Origin of the sequence: Xanthomonas sp. 4461 (genome assembly GCF_024806475.1) — a bacterium.
GTDB classification, from domain to species: Bacteria; Pseudomonadota; Gammaproteobacteria; order Xanthomonadales; family Xanthomonadaceae; genus Xanthomonas; species Xanthomonas arboricola_F.
In genome coordinates this window covers 148543-169815 of sequence record NZ_JANTYV010000002.1, presented here as the reverse complement: position 1 = coordinate 169815, position 21273 = coordinate 148543, and the positions used below count along the sequence as shown (strand labels likewise).

The window sequence follows — 21273 nt, the reverse complement described above, 5'->3', positions numbered from 1 at the left end:
GGTAGGTCTGGCCTGTAATGCCGGACCTACCGGGTTTGCCGTGCTTGATATAGTTTTAACGAATACCTTTCCAGGAATATTTCATTGGTGTGGCATGACGGCAGCGCCCTATGCTCCCGCCGCAGCCGCAGGTCTGCCCGCCAGGGCGACCGCGCATCCAAACCTGCCGGTCTTCCGGTGGCGGATGCGGGCCAGCAACAACGACGGGCAGGGCGTTCGCGCACCGGCCCGCTAAAACGAGTAGTACATGCGTCCTGGGAGGGAGCACCATGTCAGTGCAACATCGCCACATTCCGGCAGGCCGGGCTGTGGGTCAGCGTTCGATCCGTGATTTCCGCCGCTCCGTGATGGCCATCAGTGTGGCCACGCTGTTGAGCGCGCAGGCCTATGCGCAGGATGCGACCACCACTGCCGCGCCCGCATCGGACGCGACGACCCAGCAGCTGGACACCGTGCAGGTCACCGGCACGCGCAGCAGCGTCACCAAGGCGCAGCTGGTCAAGCAGAACGCCGAGCAGATCGTCGATTCGATCGTCGCCGAAGACATCGGCAAGCTGCCCGACAACAACGTGGCCGAGGCGCTGCAGCGCATCTCCGGCATCCAGATTTCGCGCAACTACGGCGAAGGCAGCTCGATCGCCATCCGCGGCCTGACCCAGGTGCGTACCGAACTCAATGGCCGCGACATCTTCACCGCCAACGACGGCCGTGGCCTGAGCTTCGAAGACGTCTCTGCCGAACTGCTCGGCGGCGTCAATGTCTACAAGAATCCGTCTGCCGACATGATCGAAGGTGGCCTGGGCGGCACCGTCGACCTGCGCACGCGTCTGCCGTTCGATTACGACGGCCGCAAGATCGCCGGCAGCGTCCAGTACAACTATTACGACCTGGCAGACGACGGCAAGCCGGCGTTCTCGGGCCTGTTCAGCGATCGCTGGCAGACCGGGATCGGCGAGATCGGCATCCTGGTGAACTACTCGCAGCAAAAGAGCCCGTTCCGCCAGGACACCATCTCGATCGAACCGTGGTACACCCAGACCGATCTGCCCGGCTATGAAGGCCAGGAGATCTCGGTGCCGCATGGTGCCGGCATCAACACCACCGTCGGCGAGCGCGAGCGCAAGACCGGCGCGTTTGCGATGCAGTGGCGCCCGAACGATGCGGTCGAGGTCTACACGCAGGTGCTGCGTTCGGACTACGACTTCAGCTGGCACGATTATTCGTTCTTCGCGTTGACCGGCGCCAACCCGATGCAGGGCACGCCCGGCATCCAGGTCAACGACCGCAACGAGTTCGTCAACGGCACCTTCCAGAACGTGCCGGCCGACTCCAACACCAGCCTGACCGAGCGGCATTCGGTGACCACCGATTACTCGCTGGGCGCCAAGTGGACGGTCAACGAAAAGCTGACCCTGAGCACCGACTTCCAGTACGTCGACGCCACCACCACCGGCACGCGCTACATCGTGGCGACCGGCCTGAACAACACGCCGTTCTTCAACGTCGACTTCCGTGGCGACCTGCCCAAGCTGTCGGTGACCGACGCCAGCGGGGCAGAGGGCTTCCTGGCCGACCAGAACAACTACAACGGCTGGCGCTGGCACCTGGACAACAAGGACGACAACAAGGGAACCGAGTTCGCCTGGCGTTCGGACATGGATCTGGCCTTCGACAGCGATTTCGTGCGCAGCTTCAAGGCTGGCGTGCGTTACACCGACCGCGATGCCGAGACCAAGGGCAACGTCTACCGCTTCATGTGCATCAATGGCTGCGCCGGCACGCCGTTCTCGCAGTTCCCCACCGTGGGCGTGGTGACCAACCCGATCACCGACTTCTTCCGCGGCAAGAGCAGCACCTTCGGCCCGACCTTGACCGCCTCCGATGCGGCCGTGGCCAACTACGAGCAGACGCTGGCCACCTTCGGCGGCACTCCGCTGGAATTTGCGCCCAACAACATCAATACGCAGAACGAAAAGACCTACGCGGCTTACGGCGTGCTGCGCTTCGGCGTGGACGGCGACATCCCGTTCGACGGCAACATCGGTGTGCGCGTGGTGCGGACCGAAGTCGGCTCGCAGGGCGTGCGTACCGGTACCGACGCCGAAGGCGGCGGCCTGATTCCGGTCGACGCGCAGCAGACCTATACCGACGTGCTGCCGAGCCTGAACCTGCGTTGGATGCTGAGCGACCAGCTGCAGTGGCGTTTTGCGGCCTCGCGCGGCATTTCGCGCCCGACCTTCGATCGCCTCAACCCCAACCTGAGCCTGAGCACCGGCACCTCCAACGGCGCCTCGACCTTCACCGGCACCGCAGGTAACCCGAACCTGGAAGCGGTCAAGGCCGACCAGTTCGACACCGCGCTGGAGTGGTACTTCGGTCAGGGCTCGATGATGTACGGCACCCTGTTCTACAAGAAGGTCGAAGGCTTCATCGCCAACGCCGTCTTCAACGAGGTGTACGACGGCCAGGTGTGGCAGATCACCCGTCCGGTCAATGGCGACTCGGGCAAGATCCGCGGTGCGGAACTGGGTTACACGCAGTTCTTCGACTTCCTGCCGGGCTGGCTGAGCGGCTTCGGCCTGCAGACCAACTACACCTACGTCGACAGCGAGGCGCCGAGCCCGACTGCCACCGACACCAACGGCCAGTCGTTGACGGTGCCGCTGGAAGGCCTGTCCAAGAACAGCTACAACGCGATCCTCAGCTACGAAACCTCGCGCTTCCAGGGCCGTGTGGCCTACAACTGGCGCAGCGACTGGCTGGTGACCACCGCAGGCAACGGCACCGGCAATCTGCCGGTCTACAACAAGGGCTTCGGCCAGCTGGACGCCTCGCTGCGTTTCAACATCAATGATGTGTGGTCGATTTCGCTGGATGGCGTGAATCTGCTCGATACCCGCCGCGAAAGCTACCTGGGTAACGAGTCGCGCTACCGCGACTTCGTGATCAACGATCGTCGGTATGGCCTGACCTTGCGGGCCAGCCTGTAGAACGCGCCGTAGGAAGTGCGTCGCCGGTCCGGCGAGCTGTGCAGGCAGTTCGCTGGGCCGGTGTTTTTCCTATCGATGGGGTTGCCGTCGATCGCGAAGGGAGCCGGAGGAATGATCGCCATGATCGATCCGCCTACTAAGCGCCGCTTTTTCGCAGCACACGCGTGGCCGACTGCAGTTTGCCTGACGCTGGTGTTGCTCTTCATGACGTCTCACGTGCACGCGGCCGAGCCCGTCACGCAGGGGCCTTACCACTGGCGCAGCGTGGCCATTGGCGGTGGCGGCTTTGTCACCGGTGTAGTGTTTCATCCCGCCGAACGAGATCTTGCCTATGCGCGCACCGATGTCGGTGGTGCGTATCGCTGGGATGCGCATGTGCAGCAGTGGGTGGCGCTGACCGACTGGTTGGGCGCCGACGACTGGAACCTGATGGGCATCGATGCGTTCGCCATCGACCCTGGCAATTCCGATGCCATCTATCTGGCGGCGGGCACCTACATGCACGCGCGCGCCGGCAATGCGGCAGTGCTGCGTTCGTTCGATCGCGGCAAAAGCTTCGAGCGCGCCGAGCTGTCGTTCAAGCTTGGTGGCAATCAGCTTGGCCGCGCCAATGGCGAGCGGCTGGCGGTGGACCCGCACGATGGCCGGGTGCTGTTGCTGGGCTCACGTGATGCAGGCCTGTGGCGCAGCGATGATCGCGGCGCGCACTGGGCGCGGGTGGAAGGATTTCCTGCCGAGGCGCTGGCCGCTGCCACTGCGCGCAACCATGTCGGACGCGAGCAGGCGGTGGGGATCGCCTTTGTCGTGTTCGACCCCGCCAGCGGCCGCGCTGGCAGTCCCACGCCACGGATCTACGTCGGCGTCTCCACCGCGCAGACCAGCCTGTATGTCTCCGACGATGCCGGTCGCACCTGGTCGGCGGTGGCCGGGCAGCCGCAGGGCTTGCGCCCCAGCCATATGGACGGCGGCCGCGATGGGCAGTGGTATCTCAGTTATGGCGATCAGCCCGGCCCGGACTTGATGGCCGGGGGGGCGTTGTGGAAGTACAGCCCGGCGCAGGGGCGCTGGAGCGAGATCAGCCCGATTCCGCAACCGGCCGATGGCGATGGTTTCGGCTGGGGCGCGGTGGCGGTGGACCCGCAGGATCCGCAGGTGCTGCTGGCCAGCACCTTCCGCCGGCGTGCGCCGCGCGATGAGCTGTTCCGCAGCGTCGACGGCGGCAAGCACTGGACGCCGCTGTTGGCCGATGCGGTGTTCGATCACAGCGCCGCGCCGTGGACCGCGCATGCCACACCGCACTGGATGGGCGCGCTGGCGATCGATCCGTTTGACGGCAACCACGCGCTGTTCGTCACCGGCTACGGCATCTGGGCCTCGCGCAACCTGCGCGATTTCGCCGGCAAGCGGCAGCCGTTGCAGTGGTGGTTCCAGGACCGTGGGCTGGAAGAGACCGTGCCCCTGGACCTGCTCAGCCCGATGGGCGGTGCGCATCTGCTCAGCGCGCTGGGCGATATCGATGGATTCCGCCACGACGCGCTGGACACCGCGCAGCTGCAGTATGGCGGCCCGCGTCTGACCAACGGTGAGAGCATCGATGCTGCGGGGCAGGCGCCGCTGACCGTGGTGCGTAGCGGCACCGTGCGCGATCGTCGCAACAACGAGATCCGCGCGCTGGTGTCGCAGGATGGCGGGGTGCACTGGAGCGCCTTCGCCAGCGAACCGCCGGCCGGGCAGGGTGCGGGTACCATTGCCATCGCAGCCGATGCATCGCAGGTGGTCTGGGCGCCCGCCAACGGCGGCAACTGGCGCACGGCCGATTTCGGCAAGCGCTGGCAGCGCGTGCAAGGGCTTCCTGATACTGCGGTGGTGGTGGCCGACCGTGTCGATGCACAGCGCTGGTATGCCGCCGACACCGTCAGCGGACGATTTTATGAAAGTACCGACGGCGCGGCCAGCTTCCGCGATACCGGGCAACAGGCAGGCAACCCTGCGCGCGATGAGCGCGTGCGTCCGCAGCTGCGGCCCGACCCCTGGCGTGCTGGCGTGGTGTATCTGGCCAGTCCGTCGCTGGGCGTGCTGCGCTGGCAGGACGCACGCATGCAGACCGTGTCCAAGCCGGATGAAGCGCGCTCGCTGGGCATCGGCAAGCCGCTGCGCGCGGGCGCACCGCCGGCGTTGTATCTGGCCGGGCGGGTGGCCGGTGTGGATGGTGTGTTCCGTTCCGACGACGAGGGCGCGCAGTGGCTGCGCATCAACGACGACGCGCACCGTTTCGGCAAGCCCTACAGCGTCACCGGCGATCCGCGACTTGCTGGTCGCGTCTACTTCGCCACCGGTGGCCGTGGCATCTTTTATGGCGACCCACGATGAGCGCTGCGTGCCTGCGCGCGGCATCGCGCTGCCGTACCTTGACCCGCTTCATCCCCCATCGCCTCGCTGCGCGCCGACTGGCCGCGCCGCTGCCGGAGATCACCGTATGACCGCACGTCTCGTTTGCCGCGCATGCCTGCTGGCTCTGGCGCTGGCCAGCCCACTCGCGCTGGCCCAGCCGACCTTGCCGCTGTTGTTTGCCGATGGCGCAGTGTTGCAGCGCGACCAGCCCATGCCGGTGTGGGGTTGGGCATCGCCGAATGCCGCGATCACCGTCAGCTTCGATGGCAAGCGCGCCACCGCCAGGGCCGACGCGCAGGGCGCATGGAAGGTCAGGCTGCCGGCGCACACCGCCGGCGGCCCGTACGTGTTGAGCGTGCAGGGCGATGGCGGGCAGCTGCAGGTGCGCGATGTACTGGTCGGCGATGTCTGGCTTGCCAGCGGGCAATCGAATATGGAATGGCCACTGGCGCAGTCCAGCAATGGTCCGCAGGCGATGGCTGCCGCCAACGACCCGCAGTTGCGCCACTTCAAGGTGCCCAAGTCGTGGTCGGTGCAGCCGGAAACGCGCCTGACCGGTGGCGCGTGGAAAGCGGCCACGCCGGACACTGCCGGCGAGTTCACCGCGGTGGGGTATTTCTTCGCCAAGGAGCTGCGCGCCAGCACCGGCGTGCCGATCGGCATCGTCAACAGCACCTGGGGCGGCAGTTCGATCGAGGCGTGGATGGACGCCGCGTCGCTGGGTTTGAATGCCGAGCAGAACCAGGGCGCGATCGAGGCGATCAAGCAACGCGACGCTGCCGCACAGGCCGCCACCGGCAAGCGCATCGCGCGCTGGCCCAAGGTGGATGGCGACATGCCGCAGTGGCGCGAACCGACGTTCGACGACCGCGATTGGGACAGCATCCCGACCACCCAGCAGTGGGAATCCAGCGGGTACGACGGCATGGACGGCATCGCCTGGTACCGCACCACGGTGACAGTGAGCGCGGCCGAGGCCAAGGCCGGCCTCACGCTGGGCGTGGGGCAGATCGACGATTCGGACATCACCTACGTCAACGGCCAGCAGGTGGGCAGCACCGAGAAGCAATGGAATCTGCCGCGCGTCTACAGCGTGCCCGCCTCTGTCTTGCATGCAGGCGTCAACCACATCGCGGTGCGGGTGGAAGACCTCAGCGGCGGTGGCGGCATGCACGGCCCGGACGAGCAACGCTTCGTGCAGACCAGCGATGGCGTCAGGCGCGCGCTGAGCGGCTGGAAGTTTCGCCCGGCGGCGGTGCGCGTGTCGCTGACCGACAACAAGAACCAGCTGCCCACGCTGTTGTACAACCAGATGATCCATCCGCTGCAGCCGTTCCCGGTCAAGGGCGTGATCTGGTACCAGGGCGAAACCAATGCCAGCGACACCGGCGCGGTGAAGTACCGCGAACAATTCGCCGCGATGATCCAGCAATGGCGCGCCGAACGCGGGGCGAAAACGCTGCCGTTCCTGTGGGTGCAGCTGGCCAACTTCAAGGCCGGCGGCGACAAGGGCGAGCTGAGCCCGTGGGCGCTGTTGCGCGAGTCGCAGTCCAAGACACTGGCGCTACCGGCGACTGGCCAGGCGGTGATCATCGATATCGGCAACCCCACCGACATCCATCCCACCAACAAGCGCGATGTCGGCCACCGCCTGGCGCTCGCCGCGCGGCACGTGGCCTACGGCCAGACGCTCGTCTACAGCGCACCGGTATTCAAGCGCGCGAGCTTTGAAGGCGGCAAGGCGGTGCTGACCTTCGACCTGCAGGGCAGTGCGCTGCAGGTCCGTGGTGGTGGCGCGGTGCAGGGCTTGCGCATCGCCGGTGCCGATCAGCGCTTCCATCCAGCCACCGCGCAGATCGAGGGCGACCGCGTGATCGTGCGCAGCGATGCGGTGCCTGCACCGGTTGCCGTGCGCTATGGCTGGAGCGAGAACCCCGACGACGCCAACCTGATCAATCGCGACGCACTTCCTGTTTCCCCCTTCCGCACCGATACCTGGTGACCAGGAGTCTTATGTCCATGCATTCCCCCGTTGCACGTGTGATTACTCCTTCCACTGCACGCCGCTGCCTGCGTCCGCTGCTGCTGTCCGCGCTGACACTGGCCCTGGCTGCATGCCAATCCGGCGAGCAGGCCGAACAGGCCAAACCTGCTGGCCCCGCACCGGCTGCCGGCACCGCAGCGACGGCACCTGCCACTGCAGCGGCGCCGGCAGCGCAGACACCGATGCCGCAGTTCGTCAGCAAGGACGGCAAGCATGCGTTGATGGTCGATGGCGCGCCATTCCTGATCCTGGGCGCGCAGGTCAACAATTCCAGCAACTACCCCGGCGTGATGGACAAGGTGTGGCCGGCCATGCAGGTGCTGGGTCCCAACACGGTGCAAGTGCCGATCGCCTGGGAACAGGTCGAGCCGGAAGAGGGTAAGTTCGATTTCTCCTTCGTCGATACGCTGCTCGCCCAGGCGCGCGAACACAAGGTGCGCCTGGTGCTGCTGTGGTTCGCTACCTGGAAGAACAATGGTCCGGCGTATGCCCCGCTGTGGGTCAAGGCCGACAACCAGCGCTTCCCGCGCGTGATCACCCGCGAGGGCAAGGCGATCGGCTCGCTGTCGCCACACGCACAGGCCACGCTGGACGCCGACCGCAAGGCGTTCGTCGCCTTCATGCAGCACCTGAAGAAGGTGGACCCGCAACACACCGTGATCATGATCCAGCCGGAGAACGAGCCGGGCACCTACGGCAGCGTGCGCGATTTCTCGCCGATGGCGCAAAAACTGTTCGACGGCCCGGTACCGGACGCATTGCTCAAGCGCTTGAACAAGCAGCCGGGCAACTGGGCGCAGGTGTTCGGTGCCGATGCCGACGAGATCTTCCATGCCTGGTCGATCGGGCGTTACATCGACCAGGTGGCCGAAGCCGGCAAGGCCGAATACCCGTTGCCGATGTACGTCAATGCCGCGCTGCGTGGCCCCTTCAATCCGGGTCAGCCCGGCCAGTACGCCAGCGGTGGCCCCACCGACAACGTGCTCGATGTGTGGAAGGCGGCCGGCCCGCATATCGATCTGCTGGCGCCGGACATCTACATGCCCGACTACCGCATGTACACCACGGTGCTGGAACGCTACGCGCGCCCGGACAATGCCTTGTTCGTGGCCGAAACCGGCAACCGCCAGGAGTACGCGCGTTACCTGTATCCAACGCTGGGCCACAACGGCATCGGCTGGTCGGCCTTCGGCATGGATTACACGCGCTATTCCAACTACCCGCTGGGCGCCAAGCACGTCAACGAAGAAACACTGGCACCGTTCGCGCTGGGGTTCCAGGCCGTGCGCATGGGTATGCGCCCGTTCGCCAAGGCCGCGTCCGAAGGCAAGCTGCACGGCACCGCCGAAGAGCCAGGCCAGGCGGTGCAGGAGCTCAAGCTCAACGACCGCTGGGGCGCCACCATCACCTACGGCGTGCCGCAGTTCTGGTTCAAGGGCGAGCCGCCGGGCAACCCCGAGCCGATCGGCGCCGCCCTTATCGCCGAGCTGGGCCCGGATGAATTTCTGGTCACCGGCTACCACGTGCGCGTGACCTTGCACCCGGCCAGCGACGCGACGGCGAACATGTTCTACGACCGCGTCGAGGAAGGCGTGTACGACGACGCCCAGTGGAAGTTCCAGCGCAACTGGAACGGCGACCAGACCGATTACGGCGTCAATTTTTCCAGCGTGCCGCAGCTGCTCAAGATCAAGCTCGCCACCTACAAATAATCAGCAACCCATGCGTTGCCGCCCCCGCGGCAGCGTTTCGCAATTCAAAGGGAGTGACCATGCAAACCACCATCCGTTCCGCCGGCGCCGCGCCTGCAAACCGACGTACACCGCTTGCCCATTGCCTGGCGTTGTCGCTGGCCCTGCTGGCCAATGCCGCGCATGCGCAGGAAGTGCGCAAGGCCGCCGATGGCGTCACCGTGGTGCCGAGCGCCAAGGGCGCCGCCCCGGTGCGCCTGCAGGTGGTCGATGCCGGCATCATCCGCGTCAGCGCCGACCCGGACGGCGACTTCGCACGCAGCCCCAGCCTGATGCGCGTGCCGGTGCAGGGCGATAGCGCCTTCCAGCTGGCCGAACAGGGCGACAGCGTGCAGCTGAAGACCGGCAAGGTCACCGCCACCGTGTCCACCGTCGATGGCCATGTCAGCTTCGCCGATGCCAATGGCAAGCCGGTGCTGTCGGAAGTGGCCGGCGGGCGCAGCTTTGCGCCGCTGAAGGTGGAAGGCAAGCAGTACCTGAGCGTGCGTCAGCGCTTCCAGTCGCCCGATGACGAAGCCCTGTACGGCTTCGGCCAGCACCAGCAGGGCTGGATGAACCAGAAGGGCCGCAACGTCGAGCTGCAGCAGAACAACATCGACATGGCGGTGCCCTACCTGGTGTCCAGCCGCAACTACGGCCTGCTATGGGACAACAACTCCATCAGCCGCCTGGGCGACCCGCGTGGCCTGCAGCCGCTGCCCAAGACGCTGAAGTTGTACGACGCCAAGGGCAAGGCCGGTGCGCTGACCGCGCGTTATGCGATCAACGGCAAGCAGATCGTCGAGCGTCGCGAGAGCGAGGTGAACTACCAGTACCTGAGCGACCTGACCAAGTATCCGAAGAAGGCGATCACCAAGGACAAGGACAGCCGCATGCAGGTCACCTGGGAGGGCGAGATCGAAGCGCTCACCGGTGGCGAGCACACCTTCTCGCTGTACTCGAGCGAGTACGCCAAGCTGTACGTGGACGGCAAGCTGATCATCGATCGCTGGCGCCAGAACTGGAACCCGTGGAATCACGAGTTCAAGCTTGAGCTGGAGCCGGGCACGCGCCACACCGTCAAGGTCGAGTGGGACCTGATCGACCCCAGCTACATCGCGCTGCTGCACCGCGACCCGCTGCCGGCGACCGAAGCCAAGGATCTGTCGCTGTGGTCCGAAGCCGGCCAGATGATCGACTACTACTTCGTCTCGGCCGATTCCTACAACCAGGCGGTGGCCGGTTACCGCGAACTCACTGGCAAGTCGGTGATGCTGCCCAAGTGGGCCTACGGCTTCTGGCAGAGCCGCGAGCGTTACAAGAGCCAGGACGAGCTGGTGGGCGCGGTGGCCGAGTACCGCAAGCGCAAGCTGTCGCTGGACAACATCGTGCTCGACTGGTCGTACTGGCCCGAGAATGCCTGGGGCTCGCACGATTTCGACCCGCAGCACTTCCCCGATCCGGACGGCATGGTCAAGGCCGTGCACGACATGCATGCGCAGATCATGATTTCGATCTGGCCCAAGTTCTATCCCACCACCGCCAACTACAAGGAACTGGATGCCGCCGGTTTCATGTACAAGCGCAACGTGGAAGTGGGTGAGCTGGACTGGATCGGCAAGGGCTACAAGAACTCGTTCTACGATCCGTATTCGGAAAAGGCGCAGGCGATCTACTGGCGCCAGGTCAACGAGAAGCTCAACAGCAAGGGCTTCGATGCCTGGTGGATGGACGCCGACGAACCGGACGTGCATTCCAACCTGGACATCGGCGAGCGCAAGGCGCGCACCACGCCCAACGCGCTGGGCTCGTCCACCGAATACTTCAACTCCTATCCGCTGCCGCACACCCATGGCGTGTACGTGGGCGACCGTGCGGCCGACGACAAGCGCGTGTTCATCCTCTCGCGCAAGGGCTATGCCGGCACCCAGCGCAATGCGGTGGCGGTGTGGAGCGGTGACATCGTCTCGCGCTGGGACGACATGCGCGACCAGATCTCCGGTGGCGTCAACATGGCGCTATCGGGCCTGCCCAACTGGACCTTCGACATCGGCGGCTTTGCGGTGGAGAAGCGCTACGAGAACCAGGACCCGGCGCATCTGCCGGAATGGCGCGAACTCAACACGCGCTGGTTCCAGTTCGGCGCCTTCGTGCCGATCTTCCGCTCGCACGGCCAGTTCCCGTACCGCGAAATCTGGAACATCGCTCCGGAAGGCACGCCGTTCTACGAGAGCATGGCGTACTACAACCGCCTGCGTTACGCATTGCTGCCGTACATCTACAGCCTGGCCGGCGATACCTACCAGCGCGATGGCGTGATCATGCGCGGCATGATGATGGACTTCCCGAACGACCCCAAGGTTCGCGACATCAACGACCAGTACCTGTTCGGGCCGGCGTTCCTGGTCGCACCGGTGACCCGCTTCGGCGCCACCTCGCGTCAGGTCTATCTGCCGGCCGGCAGCAGCTGGCTGGATTTCGCCACCGGCAAGCGCTACGAAGGTGGCCAGAGCATCGAAGCGGCCGCGCCGATCGAACGCATGCCGCTGTTCGTGCGTGCAGGCTCCATCGTGCCCACCGGCCCGGTGCAGGAATACGTGGACCAGAAGCCGGATGCGCCGCTGACGGTGGTGGTCTACACCGGTGCGGATGGCGAGTTCTCGCTGTACGAGGACGACGGCAAGGGCTATGGCTACGAAAAGGGCGAGTTCAGCCGCATTCCGCTGGCCTGGAACCAGGCCAAGGGCGAGCTGAGCATCGGCAAGCGCGAGGGCAGCTGGACCGGCATGCAGGCCAAGCGCACCATCAATGTGCGATTCGTCGATGGCCCGCGCGACGACGCCGGTGCGCTCGAGCCCAAGACCGACACCAGCATCCAGTACGACGGCAAGGCGGTCAGCGTGTTGCAGCGCAAGATTGCGTCCGGCAAAGCGCGTCGTCGATGATCGCAGGCTGTCTTCAGTCGATGAGCGAGCAGATGCCGGAACGCCGCAAGGCAGTCGCGGGCGGTTCCGGTGAGGCAGCACGGCGGTGGCCGTGCTGACCCGGCGCGAGCTGTGCAAGGCAACCGGGGCCGCGCTTGCGGTCCTGGGCGCCGCACCGGTTGCCGCGCAGGCTGCAGCGTCGTCGAAACACGCCGCGTTGCCGGCCGCCGCGCCCGCCGATGCATTGCAGCTGTGGTACCGCGAACCGGCCAACGAATGGGTGGAGGCTTTGCCGGTCGGCAATGGACGACTCGGCGCGATGGTGTGGGGCGGCATTGCCCACGAGCGCCTGCAACTCAACGAAGACACGCTCTACGCGGGCGGCCCCTACGATTCCACCAGCCCGGAGGGATTGGCCGCGTTGCCGCAGGTGCGTGCGCTGATCTTTGCAGGGCGCTATGCCGAGGCCGAACAGCTGGCCGACGCCAAGCTGCTCTCGCGTCCGCTCAAGCAGATGCCGTATCAACCGCTCGGCGATCTGTTGCTGGATTTCGATCGTGCCGACGGCATCAGCGAGTACCGGCGCCAGCTGGATCTGGATACCGCGCTGGCCACCACCAGCTTCCGCTCCGGCGGCGCGCTGCATCGGCGCGAGGTGTTCGTTTCTGCGCAGTCGCAATGCATCGTGGTGCGTCTGTCGTGCGACCGCCCGCGCGCGATTTCCTTGCGCGTGGGCATCGACAGCCCGCAACGCGGCGAGGTCACGGCAGAGCAGGGCAGTTTGCTGTTCAGCGGCCGCAACGGCAGCTTTGCCGGCATCGACGGCAAGTTGCGCTTTGCGCTGCGCGTGTTGCCGCAGGTCAAAGGCGGCACGGTGACCGCATTGCGCGATCGCTTGCGTATCGAGGGCGCCGATGAAGTGGTGTTGCTGCTCACCGCAGCCACCAGCTACCAGCGTTACGACATGGTCGATGGCGACCCGCTTGCGCTCACCGCAGCCAGCATGCAGAAGGCGGGCAAGCTGGACTACGCGGCATTGCTGCGTGCGCATCTGGCCGATCACCAGCGCCTGTTCCGGCGCGTGGCGATCAACCTGGGTACCAGCGAAGCGGCAGCGCTGCCCACCGATCAACGCGTGCAGCAGTTTGCCGGCGGCGACGACCCGGCATTGGCTGCGCTCTATCATCAATACGGTCGCTATCTGTTGATCTGCAGCTCGCGGCCCGGCACCCAGCCGGCCAACCTGCAGGGCATCTGGAACGACCTGATGCAGCCGCCGTGGGAAAGCAAGTACACCATCAACGTCAACACCGAGATGAACTACTGGCCCAGCGAGGCCAACGCACTGCACGAGTGCGTGGAACCGCTGGAATCCATGCTGTTCGACTTGGCCAGGACCGGCGCGCATACCGCACGTGCGCTCTATGGTGCGCCGGGCTGGGTGGTGCACAACAACACCGATCTATGGCGCCAGGCCGGGCCGATCGATGGCGCCAAGTGGAGCCTGTGGCCGATGGGCGGGGTCTGGCTGCTGCAACAGCTCTGGGACCGCTGGGACTACGGGCGCGACCGTGCGTACCTGAGCAAGATCTACCCGTTGTTCAAGGGCGCGGCTGAGTTCTTCGTCGCCACGCTGGTGCGCGACCCGCAGACCGGTGCGATGGTGACCAACCCGTCGATGTCGCCGGAAAACCAGCATCCGTTCGGTGCCGCCCTCTGCGCCGGCCCGACCATGGATGCGCAGCTGTTGCGCGATCTGTTCGCGCAGTGCATCGCGATGAGCAAGCTGCTGAAGGTGGATGCGGAGTTCGCGCAACAATTGAGCACGCTGCGCGAGCAATTGCCACCCAACCGCATCGGCAAGGCCGGGCAGTTGCAGGAATGGCAGCAGGACTGGGACATGCAAGCGCCGGAGATCCATCACCGGCATGTCTCGCACCTGTACGCGCTGCATCCGTCCAGCCAGATCAATCTGCGCGACACGCCGGAGCTTGCCGCCGCCGCAAAGCGCACGCTGGAAACGCGCGGCGACAACACCACCGGCTGGGGCATCGGCTGGCGCCTGAATCTTTGGGCACGGCTGGCCGATGGCGAGCATGCGTATCGCATCCTGCAACTGCTGATCTCGCCCGAGCGCACCTACCCGAACCTGTTCGACGCACATCCGCCGTTCCAGATCGACGGCAACTTCGGCGGTACCGCCGGCATCACCGAAATGCTGTTGCAAAGCTGGGGCGGCAGTGTGTTCCTGCTGCCGGCCCTGCCCAGCGCCTGGCCGCGCGGCAGCGTGCGTGGCCTGCGCGTGCGTGGCGGTGCCAGCATCGATCTGGACTGGGATGCCGGTCGCTTGCAGCAGGCACGCCTGCACAGCGATCGTGGCGGGCGCTATCAACTGTCCTACGCAGGGCAGACCCTGGACCTGGAACTGGGCGCCGGCCGCACCCAGCAGGTGGGACTCAACAACAACCGATTGGTGAAGCAATGAGCTTGTACGTAGGACTGGACGTGGGCACGCAGAGCGTCAAGCTGGTGGCCTACGACGCGCAGGAGCGCGCGGTGGTCGCCACCATCGCCGCGCCGATGGAGCTGATCAGCCGCGACGACGGCACCCGCGAACAACATGCGCAGTGGTGGATCGACGGCATCGTGCACTGCTTCGCGCAGCTCGACGGTGAGCAGCGTGCGCGCGTGCGCGGCATCTCGGTGTCGGGCCAGCAGCATGGCTTCGTGCCGGTGGCTGCCGATGGCAGCGTCACCGCACCGGTCAAGCTATGGTGCGACACCAGCACCGCGCTGGAATGCGACGAGATCATGGACGCAGTCGGTGGTGCGGCAGGCAGCGTGGCCACCGCCGGCAACCCGATCATGGCCGGCTACACCGCCTCCAAGTTGCCGTGGACGCGCAAGCACCGGCCCGAGGCGTATGCGGCGATGACCACGGTGATGCTGCCGCACGACTACATCAACTTCTGGCTCACCGGCGAGCGCTTCGCCGAGGTGGGCGATGCCTCGGGCACTGGCTGGCTGGATGTACGCACGCGGCAATGGTCAGAGCGCATGTTGAGCGCAGTGGATGCGCAGCGCGATCTGCGCACTGCATTGCCGCCGCTGGTGGAGACCGGCGCGGTCTACGCCCTGTCCGATGCCGCTGCAGATGCGCTGAATCTGCCGGCCGGCGTGCGTGTCACCACCGGCGGCGGCGACAACATGATGGCCGCCATCGGCACCGGAAACGTGGTGCCTGGGCGCCTGACCATGAGCCTGGGCACCTCGGGCACGTTGTTCGCCTACGCCGATCACCCGGTGGTGGACGACGACGCACGCTGGGCCGCGTTTTGCTCGTCCAGCGGCGGCTGGCTGCCGCTGATCTGCACCATGAACTGCACCGTCGCCACCGAGGCGGTGATGCGCATGTTCTCGATCACCCGCGAGCAGACCGACGCCTTGATCGCCAGCACCACACCGGGCGCAGATGGCCTGGTGCTGCTGCCGTTCTTCAATGGCGAGCGCACGCCCAATTTGCCGGACGCACGCGGCTGCCTGTTCGGCATGGACCTGCACAACACCACCGCCGCGCATTTCTATCGCGCCGCGATGGAAGGGGCGACCTACAGCCTGCGCAACGGCTTCGATGCCTTCGTTGCGGCTGGTCTGCAGTTCGATACCATCCTGCTCACCGGCGGCGGCAGCAAGAGCGCGCAGTGGCGGCAGATGGTGGCCGATATCTTCAACCTGCAGGTCGTGGTGCCGAGCCAGCCGGAAGGCGCTGCCTTCGGTGCCGCGCTGCAGGCCTTGTGGGCCTGCGATCGCGACGATGGTGGCGATGCCGCGTTGTCGGAGGTGGTGCTGGAGCATCTGCAGATCGATGAAGAGCTGTCGGCGCATCCCGATCCGCAGCGCGTGGCCCAATATCAGCAGCACTACCAAGCCTTCCTCAAGCACCTGCATGTCGTCAGCCCGCTCTACGCTGACTGATTCACCACTCCCCCAGAACCAAGGACATCACACCCCATGAGCAACACCGTTTACATCGGCGCGAAGGAATACTTCCCCGGCATCGGCAAGATCGGCTTCGAAGGCCGCGATTCCGACAACCCGCTGGCCTTCAAGGTCTACGACGCCAACAAGCAGATCGGCGACAAGACCATGGCCGAGCACCTGCGCTTTGCCGTGGCCTACTGGCACAGCTTCTGCGGCAACGGCGCCGATCCGTTCGGCCCGGGCACGCGCGCGTATCCGTGGGATGTGGGCAACACCGCGTTGAATCGTGCCGAAGCCAAGGCCGATGCCGCATTCGAATTCTTCACCAAGCTCGGTGTGCCGTACTACTGCTTCCACGACGTGGACCTGTCGCCGGATGCCGACGACATCGGCGAGTACGAAAAGAATCTCAAGCACATGGTCGGCATCGCCAAGCAGCGTCAGGCCGACACCGGCATCAAGCTGCTGTGGGGCACGGCCAACCTGTTCTCGCACCCGCGCTATATGAATGGTGCATCGACCAATCCGGATTTCAATGTGGTGGCGCGTGCGGCGGTGCAGGTCAAAGCGGCGATCGATGCGACCGTCGAGTTGGGCGGCGAGAACTACGTGTTCTGGGGCGGCCGCGAAGGCTACGCCTGCCTGCACAACACCCAGATGAAGCGCGAGCAGGACAACATGGCGCGCTTCTTGACCCTGGCACGCGACTACGGCCGCGCCATCGGCTTCACCGGCAATTTCCTAATCGAACCCAAGCCGATGGAGCCGATGAAGCACCAGTACGACTTCGACAGCGCCACGGTGATCGGCTTCCTGCGCCAGCACGGCCTGGACCAGGACTTCAAGCTCAATATCGAAGCCAACCACGCCACGCTGTCGGGCCACAGCTTCGAGCACGACCTGCAGGTGGCATCCGATGCCGGCCTGCTGGGCAGCATCGATGCCAACCGCGGCAACCCGCAGAACGGCTGGGATACCGACCAGTTCCCGACCGACCTGTACGACACCGTCGGCGCGATGCTGGTGGTGCTGCGGCAGGGCGGGCTGGCACCGGGCGGGCTGAATTTCGATGCCAAGGTGCGGCGCGAGTCGTCCGATCCGCAGGACCTGTTCCTGGCGCATATCGGCGGCATGGACGCGTTCGCACGCGGCCTGGAAGTGGCCAACGCGCTGCTGACCTCCTCGCCGCTGGAGCAGTGGCGCGCCGAGCGTTACGCCAGCTTCGACAGCGGTGCCGGTGCCGATTTTGCCAACGGCAGCAGCACGCTGGCGGACCTTGCCAGCTACGCGGCCGGCAACGCGCCCAAGCAGGTCAGCGGGCGCCAGGAAGCGTATGAGAACCTGATCAACCAGTATCTGACGCGTTGATGTCCCGTGGCCGGCGGCGCAGTGCGCGTCGCCGGCCGATGGCGGTTGCCCCCGTGACCGCTCCCTTGCATGTTTCCAGGTGAACCCATGTCCAGTGTCTCCATTGACGGCGCCCCCGATGCCGGCGAGAACACCCGTTTCATCATCCTGATCAGCTGTGTGGCCACGATTGGCGGCTTTCTGTTCGGCTTCGACAGTGGCGTGATCAACGGCACCGTCGACGGGCTCAAGCAGACCTTCAATTCCAGCGCCGCCGAGACCGGGTTCGAAGTCGCCTCGATGCTGCTGGGGTGCGCCATTGGCGCCTTCTTTGCCGGCCGCCTGGCCGACCGCTGGGGCCGCCGCGCGGTCCTGATCATTTCTGCGGCGCTGTTCCTGCTCTCGGCCATTGGCGCCGGTGCCTCGCACAGCTCCGGCTTCTTCATCTTCGCCCGCGTGATGGGCGGCTTTGCGGTGGGCGCGGCCAGCGTCATCTCGCCGGCCTACATCGCCGAGGTCGCCTCCGCGCGCTATCGCGGCCGGCTCGCCACGATGCAGCAGATCGCCATCATCAGCGGGCTGTTCTGCGCGTTTCTGAGCAACTACCTGCTGGCCAACGCCGCCGGTGCCTCCACCGAGCCGTTATGGGCCGGGCAGGCCGCCTGGCGCTGGATGTTCTGGATGCAGGCGATTCCCTCCTTGCTGTTCCTGTTGCTGCTGCTGGTCATTCCGGAAAGCCCGCGCTACCTGGTGGTCAAGGGCCGCCGCGAGCAGGCGCTGGTGGTCTTGAAGCGCCTGTACGGCAACGCCGCCGCGCAGACCAAGCTGGGCGAAATCTCCGCCTCGATGTCGGCCGACCAGCACAAGCCCAAGTTCTCCGACCTGATCAGCAAGACCACCGGCAAGGTGCGCCCGATCGTCTGGATCGGCGTTGGTCTGGCGGTGTTCCAGCAGCTGGTCGGCATCAACGTGGTGTTCTACTACGGCGCCGTACTGTGGCAGGCGGTGGGCTTCTCCGAACAGGACGCGCTGCTGATCAACGTGCTCTCCGGTGGCCTGAGCATCGGCGCCTGCCTGGTCACGGTGATGCTGGTCGACAAGATCGGCCGCAAACCGCTGTTGTGGATCGGCTCGGCCGGCATGGCGGTCTCGCTGGCCCTGGTGACCTATGCCTTTGCCACCGCCTCCCTGGACCCCAACGGCAAGCTCGCCATGTCCGATGCCATGGGCATGCTGGCGCTGGTGGCCGCCAACGTCTACGTGGTGTTCTTCAATGCCTCGTGGGGCCCGGTGATGTGGGTGATGCTGGGCGAGATGTTCCCCAACCAGATCCGCGGCTCGGGCCTGGCCATTGCCGGCGCCGCGCAGTGGACCTCCAACTTCGCCATCACCGTCAGCTTCCCGATCCTGCTCGGCAGCATCGGCCTAGCCGGCGCCTACGGCATCTACACCGTCGCCGCCTTCATCTCGGTGTTCTTCGTGCTCAAGTACGTCTACGAGACCAAGGGCAAGGAGCTGGAGCAGATGGAGGGCTGATTCTATCTGTTGTGCCGATATCGGCATGGAAAACGAAGAAGGCCGCGCAACGCGCGGCCTTCTTGTAGAAGCGTGTTCATCCGCCCGGCATGGTCACGTCGCCGCTGGGGAGTGCATCATCCTTGTTGCAAGGCGCTTGTTGCCTGGGAGCAGCACGGATCCGCTGTCGATGTCACTCTCGCGATCTGTGCGCTTCGGCTATACGCGATGTGCTAATTGGCTTCACACTAGGCAAAATTCGTCGAAGAACCAGGGAGTGGTTGCATGGCAGTTGTTAGAGAGCTGGCGGAAGGGCTTCTCCTCAGTCTGGGCTATTGCGTCGTCTATCTACTTGTCTGGCATTTGTCTGTCGACCAGTGGTATCTGCCCGCTGGTTTGAGAGCGGCGTCTCTTCTATTCATGCCGTATCGTCGCTGGCCGTTCCTGCTAGCGGGAGATGCTGCCGCGATGCTTTGGTTGCGCATCCCCATGCTGGAGACAAGGGATTACGCGCCGATGTGGGCGTACATGAGCCCGTTCCTGCTTGCACCAGCAGTTGCGCTTGCAGTGTCTGCGATTCGTCGGCACACGCTGAACGTGATGACCCGCAACGCAATTCTTCCGTTGATGGCGCTCCTGGCGTTATGGAGCACGCTTTGCGGCATGGCGCTGAATGCCACGCTTGGCGGTCCCGTCGCCAGTTCTCCCATGGAGATTCTGTTGCGCACATGGCTTGGGTCCTATCTCGGCATCTTGATGTTTCTGTTACCTGGTCTGCTATGGCATCGGCGTAAAGAAAGCGATCCCCGCAGCAACCTGGTGCGTGACAGTACCTTCGCGGGATTGGCGATGGCAGCTTTGTTCTGCACTGCCAATGTCGTTCCGGAGCCGCTGCTACGACAGGTCTTGATGGTGTCGCTGGTTGGGCCGGCGATCATTCTGACGCTCCGCTACGGTTGGCGCGGCGCAGCGGTTGGTGCATTGCTGGCAAATCTTATTGCCGCCTTGTCGCGCTCGAAATACGGGATTGCCGCTTACGACCCGGAACTATTTAGTGTCCAGCTGCTGATCGCTGTCATTGCGACAGGTCTATTTGTCCTCGGTTCGCAGCTGGCTTCTGTATACGCACAGGCTGGCAACCACGGCCAAGTACAGTTGGAAGCATTGCAATTCGCTCAGGCCGGTTATCTCGCGGCTGAGCGCACTCTGCGCAACCGCGTTGTGGACTACTCTGATATCAACGTTCACATCAACCGACTGCGCAAGGAGTGTGTCGCTCAGCTACGCGAACGTGGGCACCATGCTGCAGCAATGGAACTGACCAGAGCGGGAGTCATCGAGTCGCAGCTGCTGCACGAATACGTCGCCGGGCTATATCCGCTTGAGATCGAAACTCATGGCGTGTATCAAGCCCTGCGTTCACCGGCATTGGCGCGTTTTTACGGCACGGAGATCCATCACGCGTTGCGTGGCAGTTGCGGCAATCTTTCACTGGGCTTGCAACTGGCGGCCTATCGATGCGTGCTGAACGCGTTAGAGATGCTTCCGCAGGCGAAGCGGCATCTCATACAGGCCCGTGCATGGAAAGGTCGTAACGCACAGGGGGTGGTGATCAGAATCTTCGCTGATAGTTCTCTACTGGATGTGGTGCATCGTGATGCGCCCGAGGCAAGCAACGAATTGCGGACGCGACTGAAAGCGCATGGCGGTACTTTTCGTCGCCGCCATGCGTTGGTCCTCAGTTTCCTGGTTGCCGAACAGGCATCTGTCACTTCGTCCGTGTGACGATCCAGCGCTCTCCAGATGTGCTCGGAATCAGATACACGGTGAAATTGTCGGTCTGATATACCAACTGTGCTGTTGCCGGAACCACCAGGGTCGAGGCTGTGACGCGACTGACGTCCTTGCCCATTGGCAGTACCCAGAGAAGCTCGCCTGCACGGCCGACCGCACCGCGGACTACGCCACTTGCATCGTTGATCTGCAAATACAGCATTCCCTCGCGTTGAAACTCGTAGATCCGCCATGTCGGATCTACTGCCAGGTTAGTCGCACGCGGTGCCGACTCGCCTAGCCCTGTAGCAGCCAGCGAGGCAACCGTACCATCGCCTGGACAGCAGGCATTTGCCGATCCGATACCTGCCAGCATTGCGACGGCGAGGGCACCTAGAGTCTTTATTGCTAGCTTTGCCTTCACTTCCATGACTTCGCCTTTTTCCCTTGATCGGGAACTATCTAGCCTGCAATTCAGGCATGCCTACGGTACGTGTTTCTCTGTAGTTCCGTGAGGGGCTGAGTCCAATTTCATTGGATACGCGTCGCGCCAATGTGTTGACTCGGCGACATGCATG

11 protein-coding genes are annotated in these 21273 nt (G+C 64.8%); 10 read left to right on the top strand and 1 reads right to left on the bottom strand.

Annotated elements, in window-relative coordinates; genetic code table 11:
* Positions 1-269 precede the first annotated feature (269 nt).
* The 10 genes from FHY19_RS08455 (at position 270) to FHY19_RS08410 (ending at position 20707) form a co-directional block, all read left to right on the top strand.
* On the top strand, positions 270-2990 hold the full coding sequence (locus tag FHY19_RS08455) for a TonB-dependent receptor (protein WP_259164630.1): 2721 nt from the start codon (positions 270-272) through the stop codon (positions 2988-2990).
* A gap of 111 nt (positions 2991-3101) precedes the next feature.
* Positions 3102-5360 (top strand): cellulase, encoded by a 2259-nt coding sequence (locus tag FHY19_RS08450; RefSeq protein WP_259164613.1) that lies wholly within the window; start codon positions 3102-3104, stop codon positions 5358-5360.
* A gap of 106 nt (positions 5361-5466) precedes the next feature.
* A complete protein-coding gene (locus tag FHY19_RS08445) occupies positions 5467-7383 on the top strand; it encodes a sialate O-acetylesterase (protein ID WP_259164606.1) in 1917 nt (638 codons plus the stop codon).
* A gap of 83 nt (positions 7384-7466) precedes the next feature.
* Positions 7467-9137, top strand: coding sequence for a GH35 family beta-galactosidase GalD (galD, locus tag FHY19_RS08440; RefSeq protein WP_276580804.1), 1671 nt, complete (start codon positions 7467-7469; stop codon positions 9135-9137).
* Positions 9138-9196: 59 nt separating this feature from the next.
* A complete protein-coding gene (locus FHY19_RS08435; protein ID WP_259164589.1) occupies positions 9197-12100 on the top strand; it encodes a TIM-barrel domain-containing protein in 2904 nt (967 codons plus the stop codon).
* Between the two features lie 91 nt (positions 12101-12191).
* Positions 12192-14564, top strand: coding sequence for a glycoside hydrolase family 95 protein (locus tag FHY19_RS08430; protein ID WP_259166346.1), 2373 nt, complete (start codon positions 12192-12194; stop codon positions 14562-14564).
* Positions 14561-16054, top strand: coding sequence for a xylulokinase (xylB, locus tag FHY19_RS08425; protein ID WP_259164573.1), 1494 nt, complete (start codon positions 14561-14563; stop codon positions 16052-16054). Before FHY19_RS08430 ends, xylB begins: the two co-directional genes overlap by 4 nt.
* Before the next feature lie 36 nt (positions 16055-16090).
* On the top strand, positions 16091-17428 hold the full coding sequence (gene xylA / locus FHY19_RS08420) for a xylose isomerase (RefSeq protein ID WP_259164565.1): 1338 nt from the start codon (positions 16091-16093) through the stop codon (positions 17426-17428).
* An 87-nt stretch (positions 17429-17515) separates the two neighbouring features.
* A complete protein-coding gene (locus FHY19_RS08415; RefSeq protein ID WP_259159706.1) occupies positions 17516-18943 on the top strand; it encodes a sugar porter family MFS transporter in 1428 nt (475 codons plus the stop codon).
* A gap of 264 nt (positions 18944-19207) precedes the next feature.
* A complete protein-coding gene (locus FHY19_RS08410) occupies positions 19208-20707 on the top strand; it encodes an MASE1 domain-containing protein (protein WP_259164558.1) in 1500 nt (499 codons plus the stop codon).
* Here FHY19_RS08410 and FHY19_RS08405 read toward each other — a convergent pair.
* Positions 20691-21125: a hypothetical protein gene (locus FHY19_RS08405; RefSeq protein WP_259159710.1), complete on the bottom strand. Its 435-nt coding sequence runs from the start codon at positions 21123-21125 to the stop codon at positions 20691-20693. The genes FHY19_RS08410 and FHY19_RS08405 overlap by 17 nt on opposite strands.
* Positions 21126-21273 lie beyond the last annotated feature (148 nt).

What these genes read in the sequence shown, in the direction of transcription:
- FHY19_RS08455 (WP_259164630.1), top strand. Translation starts at nt 270, where the DNA reads ATGTCAGTGCAACATCGCCACATTCCGGCAGGCCGGGCTGTGGGTCAG.
- FHY19_RS08450 (WP_259164613.1), top strand. Translation starts at nt 3,102, where the DNA reads ATGATCGCCATGATCGATCCGCCTACTAAGCGCCGCTTTTTCGCAGCA.
- FHY19_RS08445 (WP_259164606.1), top strand. Translation starts at nt 5,467, where the DNA reads ATGACCGCACGTCTCGTTTGCCGCGCATGCCTGCTGGCTCTGGCGCTG.
- FHY19_RS08435 (WP_259164589.1), top strand. Translation starts at nt 9,197, where the DNA reads ATGCAAACCACCATCCGTTCCGCCGGCGCCGCGCCTGCAAACCGACGT.
- xylB (WP_259164573.1), top strand. Translation starts at nt 14,561, where the DNA reads ATGAGCTTGTACGTAGGACTGGACGTGGGCACGCAGAGCGTCAAGCTG.
- xylA (WP_259164565.1), top strand. Translation starts at nt 16,091, where the DNA reads ATGAGCAACACCGTTTACATCGGCGCGAAGGAATACTTCCCCGGCATC.
- FHY19_RS08415 (WP_259159706.1), top strand. Translation starts at nt 17,516, where the DNA reads ATGTCCAGTGTCTCCATTGACGGCGCCCCCGATGCCGGCGAGAACACC.
- FHY19_RS08410 (WP_259164558.1), top strand. Translation starts at nt 19,208, where the DNA reads ATGGCAGTTGTTAGAGAGCTGGCGGAAGGGCTTCTCCTCAGTCTGGGC.
- FHY19_RS08405 (WP_259159710.1), bottom strand. Translation starts at nt 21,125, where the DNA reads ATGGAAGTGAAGGCAAAGCTAGCAATAAAGACTCTAGGTGCCCTCGCC.